At 42.5% G+C, this 25,858-nt stretch carries 18 protein-coding genes; 12 read left to right on the top strand and 6 right to left on the bottom strand.

From position 1 onward, the window contains the following. Window positions 1–20 precede the first annotated feature (20 nt). Window positions 21–1,553 (bottom strand): DNA cytosine methyltransferase, encoded by a 1,533-nt coding sequence (locus tag V7R35_RS11015; RefSeq protein ID WP_334014875.1) that lies wholly within the window; start codon window positions 1,551–1,553, stop codon window positions 21–23. A gap of 1,041 nt (window positions 1,554–2,594) precedes the next feature. On the opposite strand from V7R35_RS11015, the gene V7R35_RS11020 reads away from it, so the two are divergent. The 8 genes from V7R35_RS11020 (at window position 2,595) to V7R35_RS11055 (ending at window position 13,924) form a co-directional block, all read left to right on the top strand. Next, complete coding sequence (locus V7R35_RS11020) at window positions 2,595–2,807, top strand: helix-turn-helix domain-containing protein (protein WP_334014876.1); 213 nt, start codon at window positions 2,595–2,597, stop codon at window positions 2,805–2,807. Next, window positions 2,807–4,075, top strand: a complete 1,269-nt coding sequence (locus V7R35_RS11025; protein ID WP_334014877.1) for a hypothetical protein — start codon at window positions 2,807–2,809, stop codon at window positions 4,073–4,075. The genes V7R35_RS11020 and V7R35_RS11025 overlap by 1 nt, the downstream gene beginning before the upstream one ends. A gap of 463 nt (window positions 4,076–4,538) precedes the next feature. Then, complete coding sequence (zorA, locus tag V7R35_RS11030; protein WP_334014878.1) at window positions 4,539–6,617, top strand: anti-phage ZorAB system protein ZorA; 2,079 nt, start codon at window positions 4,539–4,541, stop codon at window positions 6,615–6,617. Between the two features lie 3 nt (window positions 6,618–6,620). Then, entirely contained in the window at window positions 6,621–7,352 is a 732-nt protein-coding gene (locus V7R35_RS11035; protein WP_334014879.1) for an OmpA/MotB family protein, read from the top strand. A 27-nt stretch (window positions 7,353–7,379) separates the two neighbouring features. Next, complete coding sequence (locus V7R35_RS11040; RefSeq protein WP_334014881.1) at window positions 7,380–8,810, top strand: EH signature domain-containing protein; 1,431 nt, start codon at window positions 7,380–7,382, stop codon at window positions 8,808–8,810. Further along, complete coding sequence (locus V7R35_RS11045; protein WP_334014882.1) at window positions 8,810–12,262, top strand: SNF2-related protein; 3,453 nt, start codon at window positions 8,810–8,812, stop codon at window positions 12,260–12,262. The genes V7R35_RS11040 and V7R35_RS11045 overlap by 1 nt, the downstream gene beginning before the upstream one ends. A gap of 262 nt (window positions 12,263–12,524) precedes the next feature. Then, window positions 12,525–13,469, top strand: a complete 945-nt coding sequence (locus tag V7R35_RS11050) for a slipin family protein (RefSeq protein WP_334014883.1) — start codon at window positions 12,525–12,527, stop codon at window positions 13,467–13,469. A 2-nt stretch (window positions 13,470–13,471) separates the two neighbouring features. Next, window positions 13,472–13,924 (top strand): NfeD family protein, encoded by a 453-nt coding sequence (locus V7R35_RS11055; protein WP_334014884.1) that lies wholly within the window; start codon window positions 13,472–13,474, stop codon window positions 13,922–13,924. A gap of 204 nt (window positions 13,925–14,128) precedes the next feature. Here the strand turns inward: V7R35_RS11055 and V7R35_RS11060 are convergent, their stop codons facing one another. Both V7R35_RS11060 and V7R35_RS11065 read right to left on the bottom strand, forming a co-directional pair. Then, on the bottom strand, window positions 14,129–15,505 hold the full coding sequence (locus tag V7R35_RS11060; RefSeq protein WP_334014886.1) for a sensor histidine kinase: 1,377 nt from the start codon (window positions 15,503–15,505) through the stop codon (window positions 14,129–14,131). Further along, window positions 15,505–17,031, bottom strand: coding sequence for a DUF3369 domain-containing protein (locus V7R35_RS11065; protein ID WP_334014887.1), 1,527 nt, complete (start codon window positions 17,029–17,031; stop codon window positions 15,505–15,507). Before V7R35_RS11065 ends, V7R35_RS11060 begins: the two co-directional genes overlap by 1 nt. 250 nt (window positions 17,032–17,281) lie before the next feature. Here V7R35_RS11065 and V7R35_RS11070 point away from each other — a divergent pair, with 250 nt between their 5' ends. Beyond that, on the top strand, window positions 17,282–17,953 hold the full coding sequence (locus tag V7R35_RS11070; protein ID WP_334014888.1) for a nitroreductase: 672 nt from the start codon (window positions 17,282–17,284) through the stop codon (window positions 17,951–17,953). Here V7R35_RS11070 and V7R35_RS11075 read toward each other — a convergent pair. The 3 genes from V7R35_RS11075 to V7R35_RS11085 all read right to left on the bottom strand — a co-directional run bounded on the left by V7R35_RS11075 (window position 17,950) and on the right by V7R35_RS11085 (window position 22,139). Further along, entirely contained in the window at window positions 17,950–19,863 is a 1,914-nt protein-coding gene (locus V7R35_RS11075) for a putative bifunctional diguanylate cyclase/phosphodiesterase (protein ID WP_334014889.1), read from the bottom strand. The two genes, V7R35_RS11070 and V7R35_RS11075, sit on opposite strands and share 4 nt — an antisense overlap. A 238-nt stretch (window positions 19,864–20,101) precedes the next feature. After that, window positions 20,102–21,256: an iron-containing alcohol dehydrogenase gene (locus V7R35_RS11080; RefSeq protein ID WP_334014890.1), complete on the bottom strand. Its 1,155-nt coding sequence runs from the start codon at window positions 21,254–21,256 to the stop codon at window positions 20,102–20,104. Window positions 21,257–21,278: 22 nt separating this feature from the next. Continuing rightward, entirely contained in the window at window positions 21,279–22,139 is an 861-nt protein-coding gene (locus V7R35_RS11085) for a type 1 glutamine amidotransferase domain-containing protein (RefSeq protein WP_334014892.1), read from the bottom strand. 111 nt (window positions 22,140–22,250) lie between these two features. Between V7R35_RS11085 and V7R35_RS11090 the strand changes: the two genes are divergently transcribed. The 3 genes from V7R35_RS11090 (at window position 22,251) to V7R35_RS11100 (ending at window position 25,694) form a co-directional block, all read left to right on the top strand. Then, a complete protein-coding gene (locus V7R35_RS11090) occupies window positions 22,251–23,159 on the top strand; it encodes a LysR family transcriptional regulator (RefSeq protein WP_334014893.1) in 909 nt (302 codons plus the stop codon). A 194-nt stretch (window positions 23,160–23,353) separates the two neighbouring features. Beyond that, on the top strand, window positions 23,354–23,605 hold the full coding sequence (locus tag V7R35_RS11095; RefSeq protein WP_334014894.1) for a hypothetical protein: 252 nt from the start codon (window positions 23,354–23,356) through the stop codon (window positions 23,603–23,605). A 169-nt stretch (window positions 23,606–23,774) separates the two neighbouring features. Continuing rightward, window positions 23,775–25,694, top strand: a complete 1,920-nt coding sequence (locus V7R35_RS11100) for a methyl-accepting chemotaxis protein (RefSeq protein WP_334014895.1) — start codon at window positions 23,775–23,777, stop codon at window positions 25,692–25,694. The last annotated feature ends 164 nt before the right edge of the window (window positions 25,695–25,858 follow it).

Consider the following 25,858-nt stretch of genomic DNA (forward strand, 5'->3'; position numbering starts at 1 on the left):
GTTTTTTAGTTGGCGGTGGTTCATTCCGACCCACCGTTTAGCAGATTTAATAAGACCTTAGCGATTTGTCTTGCTAAAAGAGGAGGCACGGCATTTCCAACTTGGTGAAACTGGTTTGTTCGTTTTCCCATAAACTGATATGAATCTGGAAATGACTGTATTCTTGCTGCTTCACGCACAGTTAAAGAGCGACATTGTTTCGCTTCGCTGTGTATAAAATAGTGCCCATCTTTACTGATATGGGAAGTTACTGTACTTGATTGGCTATTGAAGTTTTGAACTTTGAACCGATCAACAAATTTACCACTTTTCCAGTTTTTGTGGTCTGGTGCTAAGTAGTCAGGAAAATCGTCAGCTCTCGCATTTCGGCCATAAACGTCTCTAAATGATGCACAGAAAAAGTAACGCAGTAGATCGCTGTCCATATGTGGACGAGATTCATGTAATCTGACGTTCGATAAAGGGCTGTCCTTTACGAATTCGTCGAAGACCGTTGGAGACTTACTTGGATGGTATTGAGCTACAGAGCGAGTGTCAAAATCACTCTGTTCTAATAGCCTTAAGTTGTTCTTCAGCTTGATAACTAGTTCATCATCAATATTACCGCTATTTATTAGCTCATTAATTCCAGTGAGCACGTTTTCTTTCCATGCGTTCAAACTATCTTTATTAAAGCGCTTACCTCTGCTCGATAGTGGACTCCTTAACTTTGGTAAATCTCCAATGGCATCACCGACGCTAATTTTGGGGGAGTGTCTTAGTGGTTCTATTGAGTCTAAATCTTGCCCGTTTTTTTTCTTGATACCAAGAATTATCACTCTATGCCTATTTTGCGGTACTCCGTAATCTTCTGAACACAATATAAAGTCTTTAGGGTTTGTTTCTCCCCGTATAAACTTCTTCCCAGTTTTTAAGCTATATAGTGAATACCCTGCCGAGCAACACTCAAGGTCTTTGATTATTTGGTCAAATACAGCTCCACCATTAATCTTTGATGAAAGCATACCTTTAACATTTTCCATAACAAAAATATCAGGTGAAAATATTTCCATAATCGATAGATATTCTTTATACAGAAAATGCCGATGATCCTTCTCTGGCACGTACTCTTTATTGCCTTTGTTCCTTGCTCTGCCAACCAGAGAGTAAGCTTGACATGGCGGGCCACCAATTAAAACTCTTGGTGATTGGTCATCACAGCTTTCCTCAATACTTCGAAATAGTTCTATATCGGCCTTCTGATCTCGTCCCATTTCTAGTTGAAGCGTTTCTCTATTAGCTTGCTCCCATAGTTCCTTTGTTGCAGACGTATGCGGGCAGTCTACTTTACCATCGGCATATTGGTAATATTCTTCGGGAATCTCCAGATTGTTTTTTATTAAGAGGCGATAAAATGCTCTCAATGTGAGTGTTGCATGTGCGTGAAGATCTTTTTCGACCGATATTAAACCATCAAATGGAAAATTACCGTTGTCGTCTTCATAAGAAAAAAAGCCTTCTCCTAATCCTCCAGGCCCAGCAAATATATCAATAACCTTGACTGACTTTTCCAACTACATCTTTTCCTTTTAAGACTTTGCTCCAGGATAATAATTTTTAGCGTTTTGTAAACTTTTTTCAGCAAATAGATATTAGATTGTATAATTTTCGACATATTCTAGACACGAAAGCTTACCAGAAGGATTGTGAGATAATATTCGGCTACTTTATGCATCATTATCTGTACTTTGGAATTTACGGCAACAGATGACCAACGTTCATTGCAAAATGCCATTGACGAAACCGTTAAGTTGTATGAAAAGCACTTTGAAAATATTTCACAAACGCGATGTATGGAGCGAAATAGTAACATTGCTGCACGTTGTGGTGGTCATGCATATCATGCTCCGTCTAATTGTGAGTGCCGTGTACCTAGAGCATGTAAATAATCTTATTTTATCTTCGTAAATAGAGCATCCCAGGGTGCTCTAATCATCACCCTGGGTCGGTAACACCTCTTTCCACCAAATTTTGCAAGTTAGCGTTGTGCCGGAGAGCAAAAAATAGAGTCCAGCCTTTCAGTCCGATGAATGTATGATGACGAAATTCGAATGAAGCATCCTCCTGCAACCTTCTCATTTCAGCAACCCACATAAAAGCTGCACCTGATCTTTCCCCTGAATTAGCACCAATCTTTCGAAAAGATTTTTCACTGACCGTTTTATCTGCTTTGGAACTATTACCGATATTGGGTGGAATTTTATAAATCCTGAGGCTGTGAGCTAAATATCAAGTGAAGGCAATTACATTGTTGCTGACTATGCAGTCAATGAAATTGAAAATGCCATATTTTTCATTATATTTCAATTAAATAAAATCATTTTTATAGGCCTCATAAGCTATTATTTAGCAAACTTCGCTTGATTATAGTTTTTAAAGTGTTGAGATTTTTTTCAAAATTTTTTTAATTTTTTATTACTATAAAGTTCAACACTTTATTTTAACTTTGTTTGTGAAAAGTACCTTTTCGTCCACAAAAGCACATAATCTTGCATCGAAAAATTTAACTTTTTTTGTAACATGACCTCAGTTTAACGAAGCAGGTAATGTTCTAAATGAGAAAAATTCGAGTTGCTAAGTACATCAATGAATACTTGTCCGACGACCCTGTTTCGTCGCAAACCGTGATCAATTGGATTAAGAGCGGTGTGCTGAAAGGTGCTAAAAGGGGCGGTATCTGGCTAGTTCACGTTGATGATACGCATGAGTCAATGACATACCAATCTCCTAAGGATGAGTGTTTCAATATCCTCATGGGGGCTAACTGATGGATTTGGTGATAGTGGGACGTAAACGAAAAATTGAAAATACAGATTTGCCGTTAGGACTTTATTCACGCCCATTGCGAGGCAAAATCCGTTACTTTTATCGCAATGCAAAAGGAAAGGACACTTACTTTCCTATCGAATATAAACTTTCCGATATTAGAGCGTCTGTTGTCGAGTTTAATGAAAAAAACCGAAACAGCGCAGAATCTTTGAAGCATCGCTCAGATAAGTACAATGTATCGATATATAAGATATGGTCGAAGATCAAAGAAAACCTTGATGAAGAGAACGAAGGTAAATCTAAAAATACACTGGAAACATTTGAGAGAGATTGTTCTCGTTTTATCGAATTTTTCGCAAACTACTACACTAAAGATATTACCCTAGAAGATGTGAACGAGTATCTTAATGAGTATCACGCAGATGCGTCAGTTAACGTTCGAAATAGAAAAATTCATTTTTTAAGAACTGTGTTTGCCGAGTTTACGGACTTGAGCTATATGGAACGAAACTGCGCGAATGACAAAAAAATTAAGAAAAAGTCTAAAAAAGCTAAATTAAAAGCGCCAGTTCGTATCTCAAAGTATGCCCTTATAATGATGGCTGACGAAGCTGAGCCATTTCTAAGAACAGCAATAATGCTTTCACTTCAAACTTGTCACGCGGTTAATGAGGTTGTGAATCTGAAATATTCAGACTGTCACTATTTTTCTAGTCCTAAGGTGTATTGCACTGAAACAGAAACCTATTTAGAGCCTAGCGAAGATACTCCGCAAGAACTTTTAGTCCATGGCATGATGTGGATTTCTCGCGAGAAGAACCAACACACTGCTGCTTCGAGAGTTGAGATTCCGATTACTGACGAAATGATGGCTACGATTAAGGTTTCGGTGCAAGATTTAGGTGAGGCTTTCGTTAAGGGTAAGGAGCCAAGCTGCCCTTACATTGTTCACCGTCAAAAACGTTACCACAAAGTTAATTACTCCGATGATTTTAACCACCCATGGCAACTGAAGCCTAGCTATTTGAGTAAAGAGTTTTCGAAATTACGGGATTCGTTACAGTTGTATTCGGACATCGAAGATAGAAGAGATCGTCCAGGGTTTCACGGCATTCGTTCTCTTGCAATTTATCTCCATGATAAGCAGGCTAGGGACGAAGAAATTACGATGAACCGTGCAGCACATTCAGATTTAGGGATGACCCAGCGCTACAAGGAAGGCCATGAAAAATTCAAACGAGTACCTCCATCCACGATTACACTTTAATACTAAAAACCGCCGAAACGGCGGTTTTTTTATGTCCCTAATTTAAAAAATAGGTGTCACAAAATACAGTGCTTTTAGTTTTGTAAGTTACTGTTTTTACGATGTTTGCTGTTTTTTGGGGTTTTACGGATTTTGAGTTGTTATTTAAGTTTAGTTGTGATTTTAAGTTTTTGATTTAAAAGTTATTTTCAGGTTTTATTTGATATCCGCTACAACAAATGGGGTGTCAGGGGTCGGAGGTTCAAATCCTCTCACACCGACCAACTTCTCTGCTTGATATTCCCCTTTTCTTGGTAACTCTTTTAATCTATTTTCATGAGTACTTCCATGTTCTTATCTTATTGGATTGTTATCTCGCAATACAAAAAATTAATTTGTCAATTTCACTAATACTTTAGTATATTTTTGGTTCGAGGATCCCCTCAGCTTTTTGAAGTTTTGCGGCTATTAAAAGGAATCAATAATGGCAAATGAAAAGCATATCGAGCTTTCTTGGTTAATCCCAGACTTTTCAAAACTCTCTTTTTCTCCAAATACCGGAACAGAGTTAAGCACCGCTTTTATAGTTTTACTCCTATTTGTTACTACGGTTTTTGCTCTCTTTTTCCTTTATAAATGTTTTAGGACGTGGTTCAAACTAACATGGCTCATAAACCGCCTCAAACCACTAGACCGTGAAGATGTGGCTGACATGAGAGAGCAGCTGTTTTCTCAGGCCAAAAAGAAGGACAAAGGCATTGGTTTTTTATGGCTGGAGTTTGACGAAACTCTGGTCGAGATTCAAAAGGGCGATCACGTCGAATTGAGAAACACATTAGATGCAGGCCACTTTTTTAACTCCTACACGTTAGCTCGAAGTGTGACTGAAAATCGTTTGATTGCTGCTGTACCTGGCTTCCTTACAGCGCTCGGCGTTATCGGCACATTTATGGGCCTCCAGCTAGGTCTCGCCGATTTAAAATTAGGTGCTGGAGTCGATGTAGATCAAATGCAAGAAGGTGTAGCTGGTGTTGTAAACGGTGCAAAAATTGCCTTTCTAACTTCAGTTTGGGGTGTCGCACTCAGTGTCTTTTTTAACTTTTTCGAAAAACTAGGTGAACAGCTAATACGACGTAAAATAAGGGTAATAGAGGACCGTGTAGATTGGCTTTTCCCGCGAATTAGGCCAGAAGAGCAACTTCAGAAAATATCTGAAAATAGTTCTGAATCTCGAGAAGCTCTGCAAGGCTTAGCTGAAAAGATAGGCGAAAAAATGCAGGACGCTATGGTTACAGCAACTCAGGGAATTCAGTCCAGCTTAGAAAAAAGCCTTACTGAGATCATGGCGCCTGCTATCGACAAACTGGTAGACGAGACCTCCGAAGGGAATCAAAAAGCACTGGAAGGCTTACTCGAAAGCTTTATGGATGGTTTCGGACAAGTGGGTAACCAACAGCGTCAGGCATTAGATGATGTTTCATCTAAAGTTAGCCAGTCTGTTGATTCCATGCAAACCACTATGAACAGCTTTGTTGAACAACTACAGAAAACACAGGCAGATTCAGGAGAACGTGAAAAAGCCCTAATCGCTGATATTTCAAATCAGGTGAATAGTCTGTCATCTCAGTCGGAAGCAATTCATCATAAGCTCACATCCTTTGTAGAAAATCAAATTGATGAAATGTCTACACAAATGAAATCTCGCGAAGAGGCTTCGGCTAAAAGAGATGAAGAATTGGTGAGCACGATTAAATCTCAGGTAAATGAGCTGGTAGAGAACTCGCGCAGACAGGGTGAAACGTTGAGTACCTTTGTTGAGACGCAGCTTAGTGGCCTGACTAAGTCATTTGATGAAAGAGAGCAGCGTTCTTCACAATTGGAATCTGAACGGAATGCCCAGATTGCACAACAAACTCAAGCTATTTCCACACTTTCAAACGAAATCCTTCAGTCAGTGGAAAAGTCGGTAGCCGAACAAGTGGCTACTGTTAAACAATTAATAGCACAAGGACAAACGTTGCAAAACAGCATTAATTCTACTGTAGATGCCAGTGCGCAAGCTACACAAGCCATGCGCGAATCTTCAACTGAACTGCGTGTTTCTGCTGATAATATGCGTGTCTTGAGTTCTCATGTTAATGACGCAGGTAATAAGCTGTCTGGTGCGATTAAAGAAGCGGTGGAAAGTACGGCTGATTTGGCAAACCAAAATCAGATGTCTGCACAAAGAATGGAAAGCCTACGCGAAGAGTTAATGAGAGATGTTTCGCGATTCAGTGAGTTAACTACACAGCTCAAAGGCCTGATAGAAAGTGCTGGTTCAACATTCTCTGAACTCAAAGCAACTCAGAAAGAGTTCATAGGCGATCTAAAAGGCGAAGTAGACCAGCTCAGTAGCAACATGACCCAGATGCTCGAAGACTATGCGATACAAGCTAACGGCCAGACGGCAGATCATTTAAAAATTTGGTCACAATCCGTTACCGATTATTCAACGCAAATGAATAATGCGGTCAAAGCTCTTTCCAGTGTTGTTGATGAGATGCAGGTTAAATTGGGGTAACTCATGGATAGGTTATTCAATCGCGGTGGTTCAAAGGTTGATGAAGAAAATCCATACTGGATGTCCTTCTCTGATTTGATGTCTGGGCTACTGGTTATTTTCATTCTGGCAGCGGTGGCGCTTATCATAGAGCTTACCCAAAAGTCACAAAAAATAGATGCCAGTATTGAAGAGCTTAAAAAGGCAGAAGAAGCTCGTAGAAACATTCTTATCGACATTCAGGAAGAATTGGCAAAACAAAACATTCATGTTGAGATTGTTGAAAACGATACGGTTCTTCGGATCCCTGAAAGTACGCTTTCTTTTGAATCTGCAAAAGATACGCTACCAGAAGATGATCAAACACGGGAAGAAGTCAGAGCTATCGGCATCGCACTGCATAAAGCAATTATTACCAACGAGCGATGGAAGTACTTGGATACCGTGTTTGTGGAAGGGCATACGGACAGTGTTGATATTTACTATCGTGGGAAGCGTAACTGGGGGCTATCTGCCGACAGAGCGGTTTCGATTTGGAAGCTATGGCAAGCCGAGATCCCGGTAGAACCGAAACTGAATGAACTTCAAAACTTCAATGGCCAGCTTCTATTCTCAGTGAGTGGTTACGCCGATACGCGCAGAGTCGATTTAATCGAAGAAACAGAAGAGCAAAGAGCTCGCAATCGCCGAATCGATATCCGCTTTACAGTCAAAAAGCCCAAGCTTGAAGATTACGAAAAAGCCAAAGATGTCTAAAAGAATCTGGGACATGTGGAGCGAGTAATGAAGTTCTTCTTAAGTGATGAAGCTTATCGTAAAAATATGAAAGTGCTCGAAGCTTTAACTGCTGAGCACAAAGCGATTGCGAAAAAGGCAGGTACGGATAATCCCAAATTTGAAGCGGCATGGTCAAAGCTTTTTAATCTGTTATCAAGAAACCGCTTTGATCAATTTCGCATCGATAATCGATTTGATGTACGCGCACTATCAATTGCTTTAACTGCAAATCAAAAGCTTCGTAGCGCTATTAATATCGATCGAGAACTCCTCAGTAATATTTCGGTTGTTATCCCTAACGGCAGTAATTTGTTTATTGAATCACTCTTTCAGTATTTTTTAAGTGATTTTGATGCCATATCAGATCCAGATGTCATTGGTGACTGGTTGTGTAAAGAGCGAAAGCGTAAAGGATTGGAGAAAGGTTTGGAGGAACAAGTGCTATGTGCTGATGGCCCAACATTCTTGGCTAAACAAGCAATTAAGCGCGAAGCAACCTTCGAACAACAAGTAAAGCACTGGGGGTTCGATCAATACGCCTCGGGTGACTTTGTTAAGCGGGCTCAGTCAGTGTATTTTGTGGAGCAACTTCAGAATATTCCGGTAAATCAACCGCACGAGTTACTTGAAGAAATCAGTAGAGAAACTGTTGCTAATAGCCGTTACGATTCAGAGGATCTTATCGGTCACCTGGCATTGCGAATCTTAATCGACAGAGCGCCAACACAAAATGTGCACGAGAGCTGGCAAAATGCCGTCATAGCGATTGCAGGCGATCCTCGTGTACCCAAAAATCACCCGCGTTACATTAAATGGTGGAGCCAGCTAAACCCGCAACAAAGTAAAAAAGTACAGAGTTGGTTATCCAAACTGGATCTCAAACTATTCCTCGAAGCGCTAGAAGATTACTCTAAAAGTACCCGTGACGATGACATGATGCGCATGTTCCCGTCTCGCAAACACTTTTTGGAGGGGATGCACGAGGCTGGCACGATTGTACATACTAAACTTTATCTCTCCAAAAAAGCGGATAAATATATTCGCGAAAATTACCGGCCGGAACATGTACCTGATTACTCGATCGTTGAAGATGGTGATCGCTCTATTATTTATGCGGAACTAACCAAAGGGCATATGATAGAGGGAAGTCATAACTGCCAGATTTGGTTTTATAAAAACCTACATGAAACGGCTCCTGTCTTACAGTTTGGTAAACAACGCTTAAGATACGACGATTTAACGGGGCGCATGAGCCGTCAAATGTACGCTCGTGGATGCAGTGTATTTGACCATTTTGCACATGTTTCTTCAGACACTTTTAAATGGCAACAAAAGTCAGTGGATGCATTGAAAAAGATGGGTGTTCAAATAAAAGCTTCCGATGTGCTTAGCGAAGAAGATTATAAAAAATATAAGCGGATGTACGGAGTAGGATAATGAAAAATTGGATTTCATCTTTGTTCAGTGTGAAAGACTCAAGCGCAAAGTTTGATTTTGAAATCAGCAATGAAAGTATCGATTTTTACTGCCCGGAATACCAATTTAATAAAATCAAATCCGGTGGAGCAGATGAATATCTCACAGCGCAGTTTGTTGCCTTACAAATGCTCGCCGAAGAGGGCAATGCCGAAGTAATCCCTCACGGATTTATTGTGCCCCATCATGTTGTCGCGGCGTTAGATGAAGATGTTTTCCAGCTATTAAATTTGCCAACAAGATGGAGTGGTAAGGCCGCCGTAGATATTAAGGGCACTACCTCAGGTGAGTCCTTTAAAGTTACAGTAAATGTAGAGTCTCCTTCCGGCCGCATGACGGCAGCTTACAAACAAAATGGGAGTATTCTCGCTTTTGGTGACACGCAATTTACGCTAAATAAAGCAATGTTCGACGCTTTCACCGCACTTACTGAACATTCGGGGTCAGCTAAAAGTGAATCGGATAATCTTTTGCTATTGTATAGTTTGCAGCAAGCTCAACAGGCGGGTGCAAAACTTTCGCTTAGTCACTTCGATAAGCTGGATATACATGTACCTGACAAAGTTGCAGTAGAAGCTGAGCTCGATGCTTACGGTAATCTTATCCTTACCCCAAGTATGGGTCAAAAGACCGATCACGATAAACTTCAGCGTGTATTAGGGCAGTTACAAGCCGAAAATGGCCGCACCTTAAAAGTAGGTAACGAAATTATTCTCTTTAACGAGAAAACCGCCAAAGCCGCCAAAGAAATAATTAGCCACCGGGCCATTCCGCGTTCTCAGGTACAACAGTTTTTAAAAGCCCCCGGAGCGTTTTTGGATGCGTCGCTTGTTGATCTGGATGTCGGTTTTGCCCTTCGGGTAAAAGGGGCCACTCGATTTAAACACGCTTACTTTGGTGAAACCGACGAGTCGGGAATCGATTGGTTTGGCCAGAGCCATGTTGCCGGAAAAATCCTGCCTATAAGTGCGGTAAATAAAGAAGTTAAAACACAGGAAGATCTTGCGCAACTTCTGCAAGTTATTATCGATGCCAAAGCAACAGGTGCGACCGAAGTTGTCTTTGAGGGCAAAAATTACGATATCGGTAGTGAAGCCGACGTAACGCAAACTCTCACCAAGCTGCAAGACAAAATTAACAACCAGCCAGACGATGACGGCGGAAAAGAGCCGAATTCTCCAGACGGACCTAATGATGATGACGTTGATATCGACGATGGCCCAATCGTTATCGATATTGCCCTCAATGATGACGAACTGGACAGCCCTTCTAAGCTGGTTGAAGATGCGCTCAATGATGTGCTGTATAGTGAAGAACTCGACTGGTCGAATCATAAACGTACACCGTTCCCGCATCAGCTAGTGGGCGTTAAATGGATCCTCGGGCTAGAAGAAATGGCACGCCAGAATGAGCTGGTTAATGGTGCATTGCTGGCAGACGACATGGGGCTGGGTAAAACCTTTATGTCGCTTTCTGCTACGGAGCATTACTACCGGTTGTGCGAAGAAGCGGGTGAAACTTGTCGTCCTACACTAATTATTGCTCCGCTAAGCTTATTGGAAAACTGGAAGGACGAAGTCGCCGAAACTTTTAATGAATCGCCCTTCAGAGACATTGTTATTTTACAGTCAGACGGCGATCTAAACCGCTTCCGTGATGGCAGTACCGAAACCAAAGCTTCTAATATCGATGAGGAATCATTCGAACCTCGCTATTCCCTTAAATTCGGCGAAAAATACGGGCCGGATCGCTTGGATTTACCGCGCCGCTTGGTGATCACCACCTACCAAACGTTGCGTGATTACCAGTTTTCCCTGTCTCAAATTGACTGGGGGTTAGCGGTGTTTGATGAAGCGCAAAATATTAAAAACCCCAATGCATTGCAAACCCGTGCTGCCAAGGGCTTAAAAGCCAAATTCAAACTGCTGGCTACAGGTACTCCGGTAGAAAACAGCCTCGCCGATTTTTGGTGTTTAATGGATACCGCTTGTCCCGGCTATTTAGATTCTTATCAAACGTTTAGGCAAACCTATATAACGCCTATCCTGCAAGCAGCGGGGGATGAAATCGATAGAGTTAGGGCAACCCTTGGGCGCCAACTGCGGGAAAAGGTGGGGGCACTTATGCTTCGCCGCGTAAAAGAAGATAACCTCGAAGGTCTACCGCAAAAGCATATGCTGGTGGGGATAGAGTCAAGTGACTGGCAATACGAACCAAAACTACATGCCATGATGACTGCCTATCAGCAAAAGGTGTACGAAGGCTCTATAGAAGCGCAGTTAGAAGATGAAAACAGTCACGTGCTAACCACCTTAATGCGCTTGCGTGATAGCTCTCTGCATCCACGCTTGGCAGACGGAGGCCGGTTAGACGCGCCGACATCAAAGCGTGAAATCAAAACTCTGTTCGATGAATCCGCCAAAATGGCCCGAACCATCGAAGTACTTAACGATATCAAATCCAGAAACGAAAAGTGTATTATCTTTGCGGTAAATAAACGCTTGCAACGTTTCTTAAGTATTGCGCTGGGCAGCCACTTTGGGCTTGGACCATTGCATATTATCAATGGCGATGCCAAAGCGGTCGTAAAAAAAGTCGGTTCCTTAAGCCGTAAATCCATGATCACAGACTTTGAGGCTAAAGAAGGCTTTAACGTAATTATCATGTCGCCAGTAGCTGCCGGTGTGGGCTTAACTGTTGTAGGAGCTAACAACGTTATCCACTTCGAACGACACTGGAATCCGGCTAAAGAAGCACAAGCCACCGATAGAGTATTTCGTATCGGTCAGAAAAAAGACGTAAATATTTACGTGCCCATACTACATCACCCCAGCTTTGAATCTTTCGACGTTAACCTGCATCACTTGTTATCGCAAAAGTCTATGCTTAAAGATGCTGTTGTGACACCTGGCGAGGTCATGCCTAATCCAACGGGCTCCGACAAGCATAGCCTTGGTGCTGACAGCATAATCACATTTGAGGATATGCCACGCTTAAGTTGGAAGCAGTTTGAAGCGCTAACGTTAGAATTACTCGCCCGTGAATATCAGGCTGACAGTGCGTGGCTAACCAAAGACGGTTCAGATTTTGGTGCCGACGGTGTGTTAACCTTTGCCGGCGAAGCCATATTAATTCAGGCGAAACATAAGCAAGGTGCTTATAAGGGCCACAATGCAGTGCAGGAAATATCCAACGCTAATGCAATTTATGGTCAGCATTTAGGGCGGAAAATTACTCAGCAGATATTTATTACCAACGCTAGGCAATTAGCGAAAACAACACGTGAAATCGCCGGTAAACTTAACGTTACCGTTATTGATGGCAATGAATTATGCGCGCTCTGCGAGCGACATCAGATTACGTTCGGGCAAGTTTTAACAAGATTGTCCAAAGAACGTTATGTTGTTAATTAGAGAGTAAATCATGAAAAAATCGAGCTTAACTATACAGCTTCCCCTCGTTTTTAAATTAATTATGAAACTGAGAAATAATTAGATTGGTCGGAGGTTCAAATCCTCTCACACCGACCAACTTCTCTGCTTGATACTCCTAAAGTCAAACAATTACCTCTGAGTTCGTAACGTTTTCTCACAATTAAACCTCTAGCCGTAACTCAATTTTGTGATATAACATCCCAAGAACATTGTTGTTTTACTTCCTCACTGGAGCTTGTAAATGGAATTAGAAACGTTACTAGACTACGTGTTTTCGTACCAAATCATTCTTCTTGTGCTGATTGTTATCGGCCTAAAATCTTCCATTAAATTTGTACCTCAGAACCGTGCGTATATTATCGAGCGCTTCGGTAAGTACAACACTACTCTTGAAGCTGGCTTAAACTTTATTGTGCCGTTTATCGATACGGTGTCTGCTGACCGCTCTTTGAAAGAACAAGCGGGTGATGTGCCTGAGCAATCCGCTATTACTAAAGACAACATTACGCTTTCTGTTGATGGTGTGCTGTATTTCAAGGTAGTAGACCCTTACAAAGCTACCTACGGTGTAGAAGACTACGTGTTTGCCGTAACTCAGTTAGCACAAACCACTATGCGTTCTGAACTAGGTAAAATGGAATTAGATAAAACCTTTGAAGAGCGTGACTTATTAAACACCAATATTGTGTCGGCGCTTAATGAGGCTGCTGCGCCATGGGGGGTGCAGGTTTTGCGTTATGAACTGAAAGACATAAACCCGCCAAACTCAGTGCTTGATGCCATGGAACAGCAAATGAAAGCTGAGCGTTTAAAGCGTGCTCAAATTCTTGAATCGGAAGGCGACAGGCAAGCTGCTATTAACCGTGCTGAAGGTGATAAGCAAGCCATCGTACTTGCCGCTGAAGCAGACAGAGAACAGCAAATATTAAAAGCTGACGGTGAAGCGCAAGCCATTATTCGTGTAGCTAAAGCCGATGCAGAAGCTATTGAAACCGTTGGTAGGGCAGCTGCCACAGAAGAAGGCCAAAAAGCGGTGCAGTTAGATTTAGCGAAAGGCGCTATTTTGGCAAAAGAGAAAATTGCGAAAGAATCGTCTGTGGTGTTATTACCAGATGGCAGCACTGAGATTGGTAATGTAGTGGCACAGGCAATGACTATTGCCAATACCATAGGCAAAAAGGCGTAGCTATGGAAAATATGCTAACAAATCTTCCACATTTTCTACTTGGCTTGGGCTTACTGCTTCTTATTCTTGAAGTAGTAATGGGCTTTACTACCATTTTGTTGTTAACGCTTGGCGTTTCGATGATGATTGCATCGGGCTTGATGTACCTTGGTATTATTGACGAGTCTCTGTTGTCAGCATTTGTGGTTATTGCGGTACTAGACGCTGTGCTAACCCTTATCGTATGGCGTCCGCTGAAAATGCTTCAGCAAGACCGTGCGCCAAAAGAAGTGAAGTCTGACTGGATTGGTACTACGTTTGATGTTGAGTCGGATATCAGCCCAGAGCAGCCAGGAACAGCGCGTTTTTCAGGTGTAGCGTGGAAGGTGAAATCAAACGCTAATATCGCACAAGGTGCCACGGTTGAAGTGGTGCGTGTAGAAGTAGGGGTTTTACACGTAAAGCCAGTGCAATAGCCCCAATGTTCAAAGCAAAAGCGTTAAAAGAAATAAAGATAAAATAAAAAGCACCATTACGGTGCTTTTTTTACGCCTATACATGTGCTTTCGGAATGCGGGGCGTAGGCTTTCATAGCCGCCCTTAGCACATCATAAGGTTCCCGTTCCAATAACTTTGCCTTTATTAATTTTGGGGAGATACTGGTTACTATTAACCGCTTGTTACTTACCACTCACCATAGGCAATGTTATAGTCACTGACGTTCCTTCACCAGGCGCTGATGCTAGGTCGATGGTGCCGTTCAGTTTTTGCGTTACCAAATTATAAAGTATGTTCATACCCAGCCCCGTGCCGCCTTTATCTCTTGCGGTGGTGTAAAATGGCTCAAAGACCTTCTTGTGTAAACTATCAGGAATACCTTTTCCGTTGTCAGTAACGTTAAGTTCAATCATATCGTTTTGCTTAACACACTTTACGCTAACTTTGTTTACTTCGTTGTTGGTATCTGAGAAAGCATGGCGCTGTGCATTAGATATTAGGTTTGTTAACAGTTGCGCCACAATACCTGGGCAAGCGGTTATGGTGATATCCGGCGCAACGTCTATATCCAACGCAATCTGCTCTTTTTTCAGCATTGGTTTTAACGGGTTACAAACGCTGTGAATATATTCATCAAGCACAAACTCTTCGATCTCAAGTGACGTTTGATCGGCCGACGTGCGTTTAAAGTCTTGTACTAACTTTGCGGCACGCAACAAATTCGATTCAGCTAGGTTTAATCCTTCTGTACACACTTCATTGAATTCTTTGAAACCATCTTCTGATAGCTCTTCGTTTTCAAAGTCTTGGTAAATAGTCTGTAACTCTTCTTTACAGCTGCTTACCGATGTTAAAGCAATGCCAAGTGGTGTATTTACTTCGTGCGCTATACCTGCCACTAAATTTCCAAGCGCCGCCATTTTCTCTGACTCAACCAGCTTTTCCTGTGCGCCTTCCAACGTTTTAAGTGTTGCTTCAAGTTCAGCGGTACGCTCAAGTACTTTTTGTTCTAGCGTATGATTAGCTTCAACAAGTTGTGCTTCATAATCAGACCTTTCTTTTGCACTCACTGCACGCCCGTAAAGATCTGCCAGCGATGCCGCAAATACTATTTCATCATCGTGCCATGTGCGGCCTTCTCCCTGGTGCTCACAGCAAATGATACCGATCATTTTGCCTCTATGCCTTATTGGAACATCAAGCATTGAGCTGATATTTAATGGCGATAAATAAACCTCTGCAAACTCAATAGTGGCAGGGTGGGTAAGGGCATCGTGAGCGGCTATACTTCTTTCAGCGTCTAGTGCTGCAAAGTATTGTGGAAAGTCTGTTCTGCTTAGCACTAAGCTTTCATCATCAAGGTTGTTGCCTTTGTCGATTAAAAGCTTGCAGCGAATCGAAGACTGGGTGTCGTCGTACAACCAAATACCAGCACGTGTAATGTTTAAACCTTTACACACCGAGTTAATAATAAGCTCGGTAGCTACCGATAATTCACCGTTATCGATATCAGGGCTTTGTCCAACGCTAAGTAATATAAGTTCAAGTGCTTCTTTCATTAATCTTCGTCCGGTGCTTGGGCGCGAATGTCTTGAATTTTATCGAAGTGTTCTAACATTACATGAGCAATGAGGGGGTCGAATTGTGTACCGGCATTTTCCTGCAAATACGCTTTTACCTCTTCCTCACTCCATGCGGGTTTGTAACACCGTTTGGAAAGTAAGGCATCAACCACATCAACAATGGCCATAATTCTGCCCTCTACAGGGATATCATCACCTTTTAATCCTTCTGGATAACCCTTACCATCCCAGCGTTCATGGTGCGTTTTAGCTATGATAGCGCCCATTTTCGCCACAATGCGATTTGAATCAGCCAGCAGTTCGTAGCCTTTTTGCGCGTGGGTTTTCATTATTTCCCATTCTTCAGGATCTAACTTGCCAGGCTTATGTAAAATCGTTTCGGGGATACTTATTTTCCCAACATCATGCAGCGCTGCCGCGTAACGTATCGTCTCAATAAATTCCTCTGTCATATGCAGTTTTTCAGCTAAAAACTCAGTCATAAGAATAACGCGTTTTACGTGACCGCCGGTTTCTTTACTACGCATTTCTATGGCGTCGCTTAACACCATAATTAACTCTTTCTGCGTTTCTTGGATATCTTCTTTCTGTGTTAAGTTCTGAAAAATAACCGAAACGTTCGATGCAAACATTTCCAGTGTTTTGCGTTTAACTACATCCAGTGGTTCGTTCAATTTGATATATAAGATGTTATGACCATCCTTGCCAGAGGGGTAATAACCAATGAACAACTCGTCCGACTGATAGTGCACTTTGGTTTCAAGCACTTTCTTTACGTCAGCTTCTATGTCGGGCGGAATTTCCTGCGAAATACCAGGTTGGCATAACCCAATTAAATCGCCGCTAGCACCCAGCACGGTCATTTTAGTATGTCCATAAAGGTCTGTGTGCTGTGTTGAAATATAAAGTACCGAGTTGTTAAGGTTTAGCAGTGTTAAGGTTTGTTTTAAGACGGCAGATCCAAACTGTGCCAATGACTGACTTTCCAATACAGAAGAAGACGATTTTAAGACCTCTTCCATACCGCGCTTACCCGCTTCTATGGTTTTGATATCGCGGTAAGAACGAATAGAAGAGTATACGCATGATTTGAGCTTTAAAGATGAAAGCTCTGTTTTTGCTTTGTAATCATTAATATCGTATTGCTTTATCACATCCTCTTCGGGTGCCTGCCCGGGCTGTCCCGTTCTTAATATCAATCGCGTGGAAAAGTTCTTTTGAACATTTCTCACTTCGTCAATTAGGCGCAGACCTGCATCGTCGGTTTCCATGACCACATCAACAAATGCAAGGGCTATGTCTCTGTGTTCTTCGAAAAGTGCAATACCTTCTTTTGCACTATGTGCAGATAAGAATTCGAGGCCGCGATTTTCGAAGGTGAATTTACGTAAGGTAAGTTTGGTAACCTCGTGTACATCAGCTTCGTCATCAATAATGGCCACCTTCCATGGTTTTAGCTTTACGGTGTTAGACTTACTTGAAGATTTTTTAAATATGGCCATACAACTTGTTGTTTTTGATCTGTGTGTAATAAACGTAATTCACAAATTACGATCCCGCAAATAAAGGAATCGTGAATTTATACGAAATGCTAATAAGGTGAGTTGGAAATACTGCTCAGCGTATACAGATCTTGAAATAGATATATATCAGAAAAATCAATCCGTTTTGGAAGCTCCACACATTGCAACGCAACACACTGCTGTTTACTCTACGTTAACATTTCGATTTACGTTAACGAGCAATCAAACTATGAACTTTGCAGAATTTGCTGCGTCACGCAAAAGCGTGCGCGGGTTTACCAAGCAACCAGTTACCAAAGAAACCGTAGACGCCATCATTAACGCAGCTAAATGGGCACCATCTTCTTACAATACGCAAACGTGGAAAATTCACGTCGTTACTGGTGATGTGCTAGACAATATTCGCAAGGGAAACACCGAGAACACCTTAGCGGGTAAGCCACATGTTCGCGACTTTCCCTACAAAGAGGACTACGAAGGTATTCATCGTCAGCGCCAAATCGATGTGGCGGTTCAACTGTTTGAAGTAATGGGAATTACGCGGGAAGATAAAGAAAAGCGAATGGATTGGATGATGCGAGGGTTTCGTCAGTTCGACGCGCCTGTTTCGCTTGTATTAACCTATGATAAATCGTTAGAACCTGCTGGAATTACGCAGTTTGGTTTGGGGTCGCTTGCCTATGGTATTGTGCTGGCAGCCTGGGATCTTGGGCTTGGCTGTGTAATAAACGGGCAGGGTATAATGCAGTCTGAAGTGGTGCACAAATGCGCCAACATACCAGATAATGAAGCCATCATGATTTGTATTGCGTTGGGTTACCCAGACTCAGATTTCCCAGCAAACGACGTGCGCTCAACACGGGCTGATAACGCCGAGTTTGTTACCTATCATGGCTTTTAATGAGTAAGTTCCGTTTGACTGGGTGTGTGCGAAGAAATAAGTGCCTCAATATCTTTTCGAGGCACAGGCTTACTCCAATGATAACCTTGCCCTATATCGCATTCCATCGTAACGAGTTTTTGAAGTTGCTTAGCATCTTCAATGCCCTCGGCAACGGTTTTCATGCCAATACTTTTAGCAATGTTGATAATGGCTGATACAAGAGGCTCACCATCTTCATCGCTGTTGTTACCGCTATGAAGTTTTTCAATAAAAACACGATCTATTTTTAATTTCTCGGCTTTAAATTTTTGCAAGTAACTTAGGTTTGAATAGCCTGTACCAAAGTCGTCTATGGCAAAGCGTACGCCTAAGTTTCTAATAGCCTCTAGCTGTTTTGAAATTCCTCGAGCAGATTCTGCAATGATGCTTTCGGTTAGCTCTAGCTCAAGATATTGCGGGTCTAATCCAGATTTTTCCAGTGCGTTAGCCACAGCGTGGGGCAGCGAGCCGTCTTTGAATTGCGCAAACGATAAATTAACCGCAATACTTATTTTAGGCATGCCTCGTCGCTGTAATTTAGCACAGAATAAACAAGCTTCTTCCAGTACCCATGCACCCAATTGCGTAATTAAACCACTGCTCTCGGCTAACGGTATGAATTTGTCGGGTAGTATCATGCCTCCATCTTTCTGAGGCCAGCGCAATAAAGCTTCGACCGCACAAATAGCACCTGTTTTTAGGTCAATTAATGGCTGGTAATACACTTCAAACTCATTGTTCTGCACTGCAGGTCGAAGCTTTTGAATTAAGGTAAACTTTTCGTCGCTCTCAACATCAAATGAAGCGTTGTAATACGTGTAGCCGTTTCTTCCACTTCTTTTCGCTTCATACATCGCTACGTCTGCTTTGCGGCAAAGTTGTTTGAATTGATTACCGTCTTGAGGTGCTCGGGCAATGCCTATAGAACAAGAAACCACAATTTTGGTTTGTAACAATTCAAACTCGGTGGAGCACCACGAAATAATGTTGTCGCAAAGTGCGTTTAACTGTGCTTCAGAACGAATACCAGACGCAAGTACAATGAATTCATCGCCGCCAAAGCGAATAATGCGCTCGTTCTCTGTCATGTGGTCGGTCATGGTTTGCGCTAACTTTTGCAGAAAGCGGTCACCAGCTGCATGCCCTAAAGCATCATTAACTGGTTTGAAGTTGTCTAAATCAATAAACAATAAAGCAAGCTGCTTTCCGTCTTGCGTGCTTTCTGTCAGTAATTCTTTAAATAGCCGTTCGCCTAATACGCGGTTGGGTAGGTTGGTGAGTGGATCGTGATGAGCTAGGTGCTGTATTTGTTGCCTGTTTTCTTCTACTTTGGCGTTTTCAGTTTGCAACGACGTCAATAAATGCCTGATATCTTGAACCAATACATAAACGGCAAAACCAATTACACAAAAAATTACCACAATGAATACGAGGTGAGACCAGCTGAGATAGGGCGTATTTACCGAAAGATGGCTCTCCAAAATAAGCCATGTCAGCGTGATACATTGAAGTATCACAAACGACAATACCCCCAGAAAAAGCCCTCTGCCGCCGAGGAGTGCGGCAAAAATAATAATTCCAGGGTAACCTAGCATAGCAAGGTCGAAAGTGCCTGCGCCAGTTGCCGACAGGGCAAAGAGCATTGTAGAAAGCGATGTTAAAAGGATATAACTACTTGCTGTAGCGTGATATCTACTTGCAAACCACGCTGACGCTGCCATTGCCAAAAAGCCTATTAAGAAAATATTAAATGTAATGCCTCTGGCAAAAAAAAGGCAGGTAAGTAGACCAAGCGCAGTTACTGCACTTATTTGTAAAACGCGTTTGCGCCGAAGGTGTGAAAGTCTAGCCTGATTGTCTTCGGATGATAATCGATGTTCTTGCTGCATTGTTTACCTAGTTGGCTACACTTATCGTCGTATTATTGAGCTGCCAAATGGCAGGGGGACAGAGCGTTATTTATTGTATCGCTTTCGGGTGATTGCCCTTTTGCTTATACAGTATAGCGAACTTTTGCTGGGCTGTAGATGACAGTAGTCAGATGCGATGAAGGTTAAGGATGAAAAAAAGGCGTAAGGGAAAAGGAGCGCAACCTAATTAGGCTACGCTTCTTGTTTGCGAGTTTTCTTAAGCAGCTAGCGTTAATATTTCTCTTGCTTTAGCAAGGTCGATATCGCCGTGCTCACCTAACTTGGTTAAGCCATTTCGCTCTAAGTTTTCAATAAGACCATCGATGGCCGATTTTTCAACGCCGTGGTCAGATAATCGAGTTTTAACTTGCATGGTTTCAAAGAAGTCTTGAACTGCCTTGATGGTTAAATCTACGGCTTTATCCTTGTCAGCCTCGTTAATACCGAACACGCGCTCGCCTAGCTGTAGAATTTTTTCCTGCTTTTTCTCGCGCTGCACAAACATGAGCGATGGAAGTACAATGGCCAGCGTAACGGCATGGTCAAGGCCGTGTAGGGCGGTAAGTTCATGGCCTATCATATGCGTCCCCCAGTCTTGCGGTACGCCTTTGCCTATCAGGCCATTTAACGCCATCGTTGCAGACCACATAATGTTCGCGCGAACGTCGTAGTCTTCAGGCGTTTGAAGCGCTTTTGGTCCTTCTTGAACAAGTGTTTGAAGAATTCCTTCAGCAAAACGGTCTTGAAGGGGAGCGTTCACTGGATAGGTAAGGTATTGCTCAATAACGTGAACAAACGCGTCTACAACACCGTTAGATACCTGGCGTGGCGGCAGTGAGAAAGTAAATTCTGGGTCAAGCACAGCAAATGCTGGCTGCACGGTTTCTGAAGAAAACGCGCGTTTTTGAGATGTTTCTTTTCTGTTCACAACAGAGTTACCGTTGCTTTCAGACCCGGTGGCAGGAAGCGTAAGCACTGCGCCTATAGGTAACGGGTTTTTGAAAGGTGCGCCTTTGATGAGGATATCCCAAGGATCGCCTTTGAAGTTTACAGCAGCCGCAATGAATTTTGCGCCATCAATAACGCTGCCGCCGCCAACGGCTAAAATGAAGTTCACATTGTTATCGCGAGCTACATGTACGGCTTTCATCAGCGTTTCGAATTCAGGGTTTGGCTCTACGCCTTGAAACTCAATTACGTCTGCATCTTTAAGCGATGCTATTGCTTGGTCGTAAACGCCATTTTTCTTAATTGAGCCACCACCGTAAAGAAAAAGCACTTTGGCGTTTTCAGGAAGACGAGTTGCTACTTCGCTAAGTTGGCCTTTGCCAAATAGAATTTCAGTTTGGTTTTTGAATGTAAAGTTTAGCATTTGGTTCACCTGTTCTCTTTGCTTATTCGTTTAGCAATTTAAGTAGCTTTTCTGCTAGTAAATCGTCCGAAAAAGGGTTTTGGCCCGTTATAAGTTCGCGGTCTACTACCACGTTTGGAGGCCACATTTCTTTGTATTGCATGTTGCTGCCAGCGCCTGACATTGCATCTGCAGGATAGTACAGCAGCGATGCATCGTTAAGTGTACTCTCGAAGTATGCTTCTTCTGGCGTCGAGAATATTGTCATTTTGTAGCCATCATATATCCACTGGTTAGGTGCGGCTTTACCGCCATTTTTCAATGCCATCTCGTACGTTTGCGGGTTAACTTGCGCAGAAAGTAAGGCAATTGGCCCATGGCAGATGGCCGCAGTGGGTTTTCCTTCATTATGAATGTGCTTAAGAATCTCGCCCACTTTTTTATTGTTAGCCAGATCTATAAGTGGAGCATGTCCACCGAGAATAAATACGCCTTCATACTGAGACAGACCATTTTGAATAACTTCATTTAGCGACAACGTGTCGTTAATACCTTCAAGTGACGCAACCAACTCTTGGATCTGCATCATTTTTTGCTCGCTGCCATCAAAGTATTGAGGTGTTACAGAGTTTACGTCAACCGATGGGGCATTGCCTTTTGGAGACGCTAATACTAACGTGTATCCCGCATCGATAAGCGCTTTCGCTGGTACGCCAAATTCATTTAAATAGTAGCCCGTTGGTGCTGTTTTACCATCGCTTAGCTGCATTACGTTTTCGCTAGAAAGTAATACAAGTACTTCACCTTTACTCACTGCTTTTTGTTGGTCGTTTGCCTGTGCAGATACTTCAACGCCTACGGTTGCTGAAAGCGCTACTGTTAAAAGAGGAATAACTGATTTCATTCATTTGCTCCTGTCGCAATAAATTGTGGGTGTATCCTAGAGCGTTTGTGAGTACTGTAGAAGTCAGATAAATTGGCATGAGTCATCAAAATTCTGATGGGTGAAAGGATAATGTCATACCTAACTCAGCTAAAAACTTTTGTGGAAGTGTATCGAAGTGGCAATATAACGCGGGCCGCGTCGCGCCTTCATATGTCTCAACCCGCCGTTACGTCTCATATTCAGGCAATGGAAGCCATTGTAGGGAAGGAATTGTTTATTAGAAAAGCAAGGGGAGTAGAGCCTACTCCTATTGCAGACGATCTTGCACTTCAGGTAGCAAGCCATATCGATACTTTGGAACAGAAGGTATCATCTATTAGAAGCCGAGCCTCTACCGACCATGGCACATTGCATTTAGCGGGGCCCGCGGAATATTTAAGTTTGGTGGCTGGGCCTACACTGGCTAACTTACTCCAAGCTGATAAAGTCAACTTAGTAATTCATATGGGCAACAAAGCCAATACCTATAAGCTGCTTGAAACAGATGTAGCCGAGTTGGCCATTACAGCATCCGAGCCTTCACACGGTATGTATGAATATCAAAAGCTTGATAGCGAACGCTTAATTCTGGTGATGAATAGGGTTCAGGGTAAGTTATTGGCTGAACAAACGATTACTGCAGATATTTTGAACCAGCACAAAGTAGTGACTTACGATGAACAAAAGCCATTAATAAGACAGTACTTTTCTGATGTTTTCGGCAGTACCTGCGAGTCGCCCGTAGCTGCGGTATGCCCAGACATTCGCGCTATAAGTACCATGATTAAAGCCGGTGTTGGCTACTCGGTGTTACCCGATTACTTGTGTAAGGAAGGCATTGCTAATGGCGAGTTGGTGCAGCTTGGCAAGCCTGGTCCACAAAATGATTTGTACTTGGTATGGAAAAAAGGGGCGCTACGACACCCACGTGTGGCATTTGCTAAAGATGTCATTATGGCGTTTGCTAATTTGAATTATTCCACCGAATACCCAGATTGAACCAGCAATCTTTTACATCATCCAAGCTTTCTTGCGCAATGTAGCTGCACTTAGGTTTTGAACCTGCGTATAGAATCACGCGAGAGAAACGTGGTGAACTGTTGTAGGTCAGTGCATCGCGTGCACAGGGCGTAAATGAAACTTTAATAAGAAATATATAAAAGCTATTTAAGAACTATATAAGAACTATATCTATGGCAAAACCAAACGCAAAAGGGCCCACAAAAACCGTTCAAATATACTGTGTAAAATGTAAGACTCAGCTATACAAATATAGAAAAGGTGGAAAGGGCGCTTTAGTAAAGTGTTTTAAAGAGCGCATAGTAGATGACTTTACGAATGAAGAGGGGCAATGCCCTAATTGTAATAGTATCTTCGCCAGGCCAGCCATGATTAGAGGTGCGCCAGCCCTTAAAATAGTGGGCGGTAAAGTGACTATGAAATAGTGACGTTTACGTGTTGTACTAGCTTGCAAGTGACATCTTATAAAATCACTAAATAGTGCTGTTAAAATTTGCACTTATCTTTTTTTTGCCTAAATTTAAGTTAAGGGACCAGCCGACCACAGGAGTGACATCTAACAATACCGCTTGTTGCAAACAGTGAGAAGAAAACATGTCTATCCAGCGAAAGTTCCTGTTAGCCATATCTACAGTGATCGCCCTTTTAGCCCTCATCATAGCCATCGTTACTGTTTTTACTACCTCCTCAAGCATTTCTAGCCAAATTCAAGATCAGAAGGAAGAAACTGGCGACCGACTAATCAATATATTGCAAGTAACCGACACGCTTATGCTTGAACGTGTAAAAAGCAGTATGGCATTACTAAAGCAACGAGGAGCGCAGTTGGGTACACCCAAACAGTCAGGCATGGTAAGTGTGAAAAATACACAGGCTAGGCAACTGCTTTTAGGTAACGAAACACAGGCTAATAACTTCGAGTTAGTGGACGGTTTAACTAGCGTAATGGGCGGAACTGCAACGCTTTTTAGCCGCACGGGTGAAGATTATATCCGTGTTAGTACAAACGTAATCAAAAACGGCGAACGTGCAATTGGTACTAAACTGGCGCCTAACGGAAAGGCCATCAAACAAATTCAACAGAACAAAGCGTATTACGGTGCGGTAGATATTTTAGGTAGTCCTTACCTTACTGGTTACGAACCTATGTTTGATGCGTCTAACAATGTTATTGGTATTTGGTATGTAGGCTACTCAGCCGACTTAAAAGTGCTAGAGGACGCCATTAAGGAAAGTCATGTTTTAGAGGATGGCTTTGTTGCTTTACGAGATGGCAAGGACAACATAAGAATGCACTCTACGCATGTAAACGATGAAGAAGTTAATAGAGCACTTAGTAATAATGATGACTGGATTGTAACGGTTATTCCTTTCAGTGAATGGGGCTATGATGTCATTTTAGCTGCGTCCACTGACGAAAAAGCCGCATTAATTGGCGGTGCTGTGTTTACTGTTATTCTTAAAATTGTACTTGCTAGCGCGGGTGTATTAATAACCATTTGGCTGTTGGTGAAAAATATTGTGGGTCAACCGTTAGATGAGTTCATTGAAGTCGTTAATAACCTTTCCTCAGGAGAAGGCGACTTAACATTCCGTTTCCAAGCTTCTCGCAGTGATGAGTTTGGTGTAATGGCAAGAGCGTTCAACCAATTACTCGGGCAGCTGCAAGAAACCTTACAAAATGTAGATGAAGCTACCGAGGGTATGCTTGCGAAGTCCGAGGCACTCAATTTAACGGCTTCTGAATCAAGTAAGTCCGTTGATTTACTTTCCAAAGAAACGAAGAACATCAACCATTCGATTTCGCTTCTGCAGCAAAATGCAGACACAGTGTCGGCTAACATACGAAGCTCAAGTGAAGCTGCACAAGCTGCTGACAGTGATACCAGAAACTCTGTAAGTGTGTTGTCGCAAACTATTAGTGACATAGAAGCACAGGCCAGTGACGTTGATGCATCGGTACAGGTAATTACAGAGCTTGCACAAGCAAGCGAGGAAATTAGCGGTGTAATGGAAGTAATTCGAACCATTGCTGAACAAACCAATTTACTCGCATTAAATGCGGCTATCGAAGCCGCAAGAGCGGGTGAGCAAGGAAGAGGCTTTGCTGTGGTGGCAGACGAAGTACGCTCGTTGGCAAGTCGTACTCAATCGTCTACCGAAGAAATAAGGATAATGATTGAACGACTGCAGCAAGGCAGTCGCGTGGCCTCTGAAAAAATGCAGCACAACAAAGATACTGCATTTAAAACGGTAGAGGTTACTAAGCATGCAGGTGAATCATTAAAGCAAGCGTTAGACGCTGTTGCCCGTATAACACTGCTTAATAAAGAAGCGACATCGATGGCTGACGGACAAAAAGATGTGGCAAACAGCGTGAATAATGGGCTTGGTAGCATTCAAAAAGTGGGTGAAGCAAACCGTGATTACGCCCATGATGTAGCGCAAAATTGTGAGGAGCTGGTGGCGCAAATTAAACGTATGCAAATGCAGCTTCGACGCTACCATTTTTAATAAGCGCACTATTTTCAGCATGTAATTAGGCGCATTCATCGCTGAATGCGCCATTTTGAAATGAATCGTAACAATTTGGTGGAGTTAAACAGGGGCATCGCGTTGCCCTTGGGGTTGTTCAACATTATCCTACCCCGTGGATAATAATAGGGCGCAAGCTCTAC

The organism is Alteromonas sp. S167 (genome assembly GCF_036864375.1).
Lineage (GTDB): Bacteria > Pseudomonadota > Gammaproteobacteria > Enterobacterales > Alteromonadaceae > Alteromonas.

Coding starts and splice junctions, on each gene's coding strand:
- V7R35_RS11065 (WP_334014887.1), bottom strand. CDS start 17,031: ATGGCCATATTTAAAAAATCTTCAAGTAAGTCTAACACCGTAAAGCTA.
- V7R35_RS11040 (WP_334014881.1), top strand. CDS start 7,380: ATGAAGTTCTTCTTAAGTGATGAAGCTTATCGTAAAAATATGAAAGTG.
- V7R35_RS11075 (WP_334014889.1), bottom strand. CDS start 19,863: ATGCAGCAAGAACATCGATTATCATCCGAAGACAATCAGGCTAGACTT.
- V7R35_RS11090 (WP_334014893.1), top strand. CDS start 22,251: ATGTCATACCTAACTCAGCTAAAAACTTTTGTGGAAGTGTATCGAAGT.
- V7R35_RS11035 (WP_334014879.1), top strand. CDS start 6,621: ATGGATAGGTTATTCAATCGCGGTGGTTCAAAGGTTGATGAAGAAAAT.
- V7R35_RS11080 (WP_334014890.1), bottom strand. CDS start 21,256: ATGCTAAACTTTACATTCAAAAACCAAACTGAAATTCTATTTGGCAAA.
- V7R35_RS11085 (WP_334014892.1), bottom strand. CDS start 22,139: ATGAAATCAGTTATTCCTCTTTTAACAGTAGCGCTTTCAGCAACCGTA.
- V7R35_RS11060 (WP_334014886.1), bottom strand. CDS start 15,505: ATGAAAGAAGCACTTGAACTTATATTACTTAGCGTTGGACAAAGCCCT.
- V7R35_RS11025 (WP_334014877.1), top strand. CDS start 2,807: ATGGATTTGGTGATAGTGGGACGTAAACGAAAAATTGAAAATACAGAT.
- zorA (WP_334014878.1), top strand. CDS start 4,539: ATGGCAAATGAAAAGCATATCGAGCTTTCTTGGTTAATCCCAGACTTT.
- V7R35_RS11070 (WP_334014888.1), top strand. CDS start 17,282: ATGAACTTTGCAGAATTTGCTGCGTCACGCAAAAGCGTGCGCGGGTTT.
- V7R35_RS11100 (WP_334014895.1), top strand. CDS start 23,775: ATGTCTATCCAGCGAAAGTTCCTGTTAGCCATATCTACAGTGATCGCC.
- V7R35_RS11055 (WP_334014884.1), top strand. CDS start 13,472: ATGGAAAATATGCTAACAAATCTTCCACATTTTCTACTTGGCTTGGGC.
- V7R35_RS11045 (WP_334014882.1), top strand. CDS start 8,810: ATGAAAAATTGGATTTCATCTTTGTTCAGTGTGAAAGACTCAAGCGCA.
- V7R35_RS11020 (WP_334014876.1), top strand. CDS start 2,595: ATGAGAAAAATTCGAGTTGCTAAGTACATCAATGAATACTTGTCCGAC.
- V7R35_RS11050 (WP_334014883.1), top strand. CDS start 12,525: ATGGAATTAGAAACGTTACTAGACTACGTGTTTTCGTACCAAATCATT.
- V7R35_RS11095 (WP_334014894.1), top strand. CDS start 23,354: ATGGCAAAACCAAACGCAAAAGGGCCCACAAAAACCGTTCAAATATAC.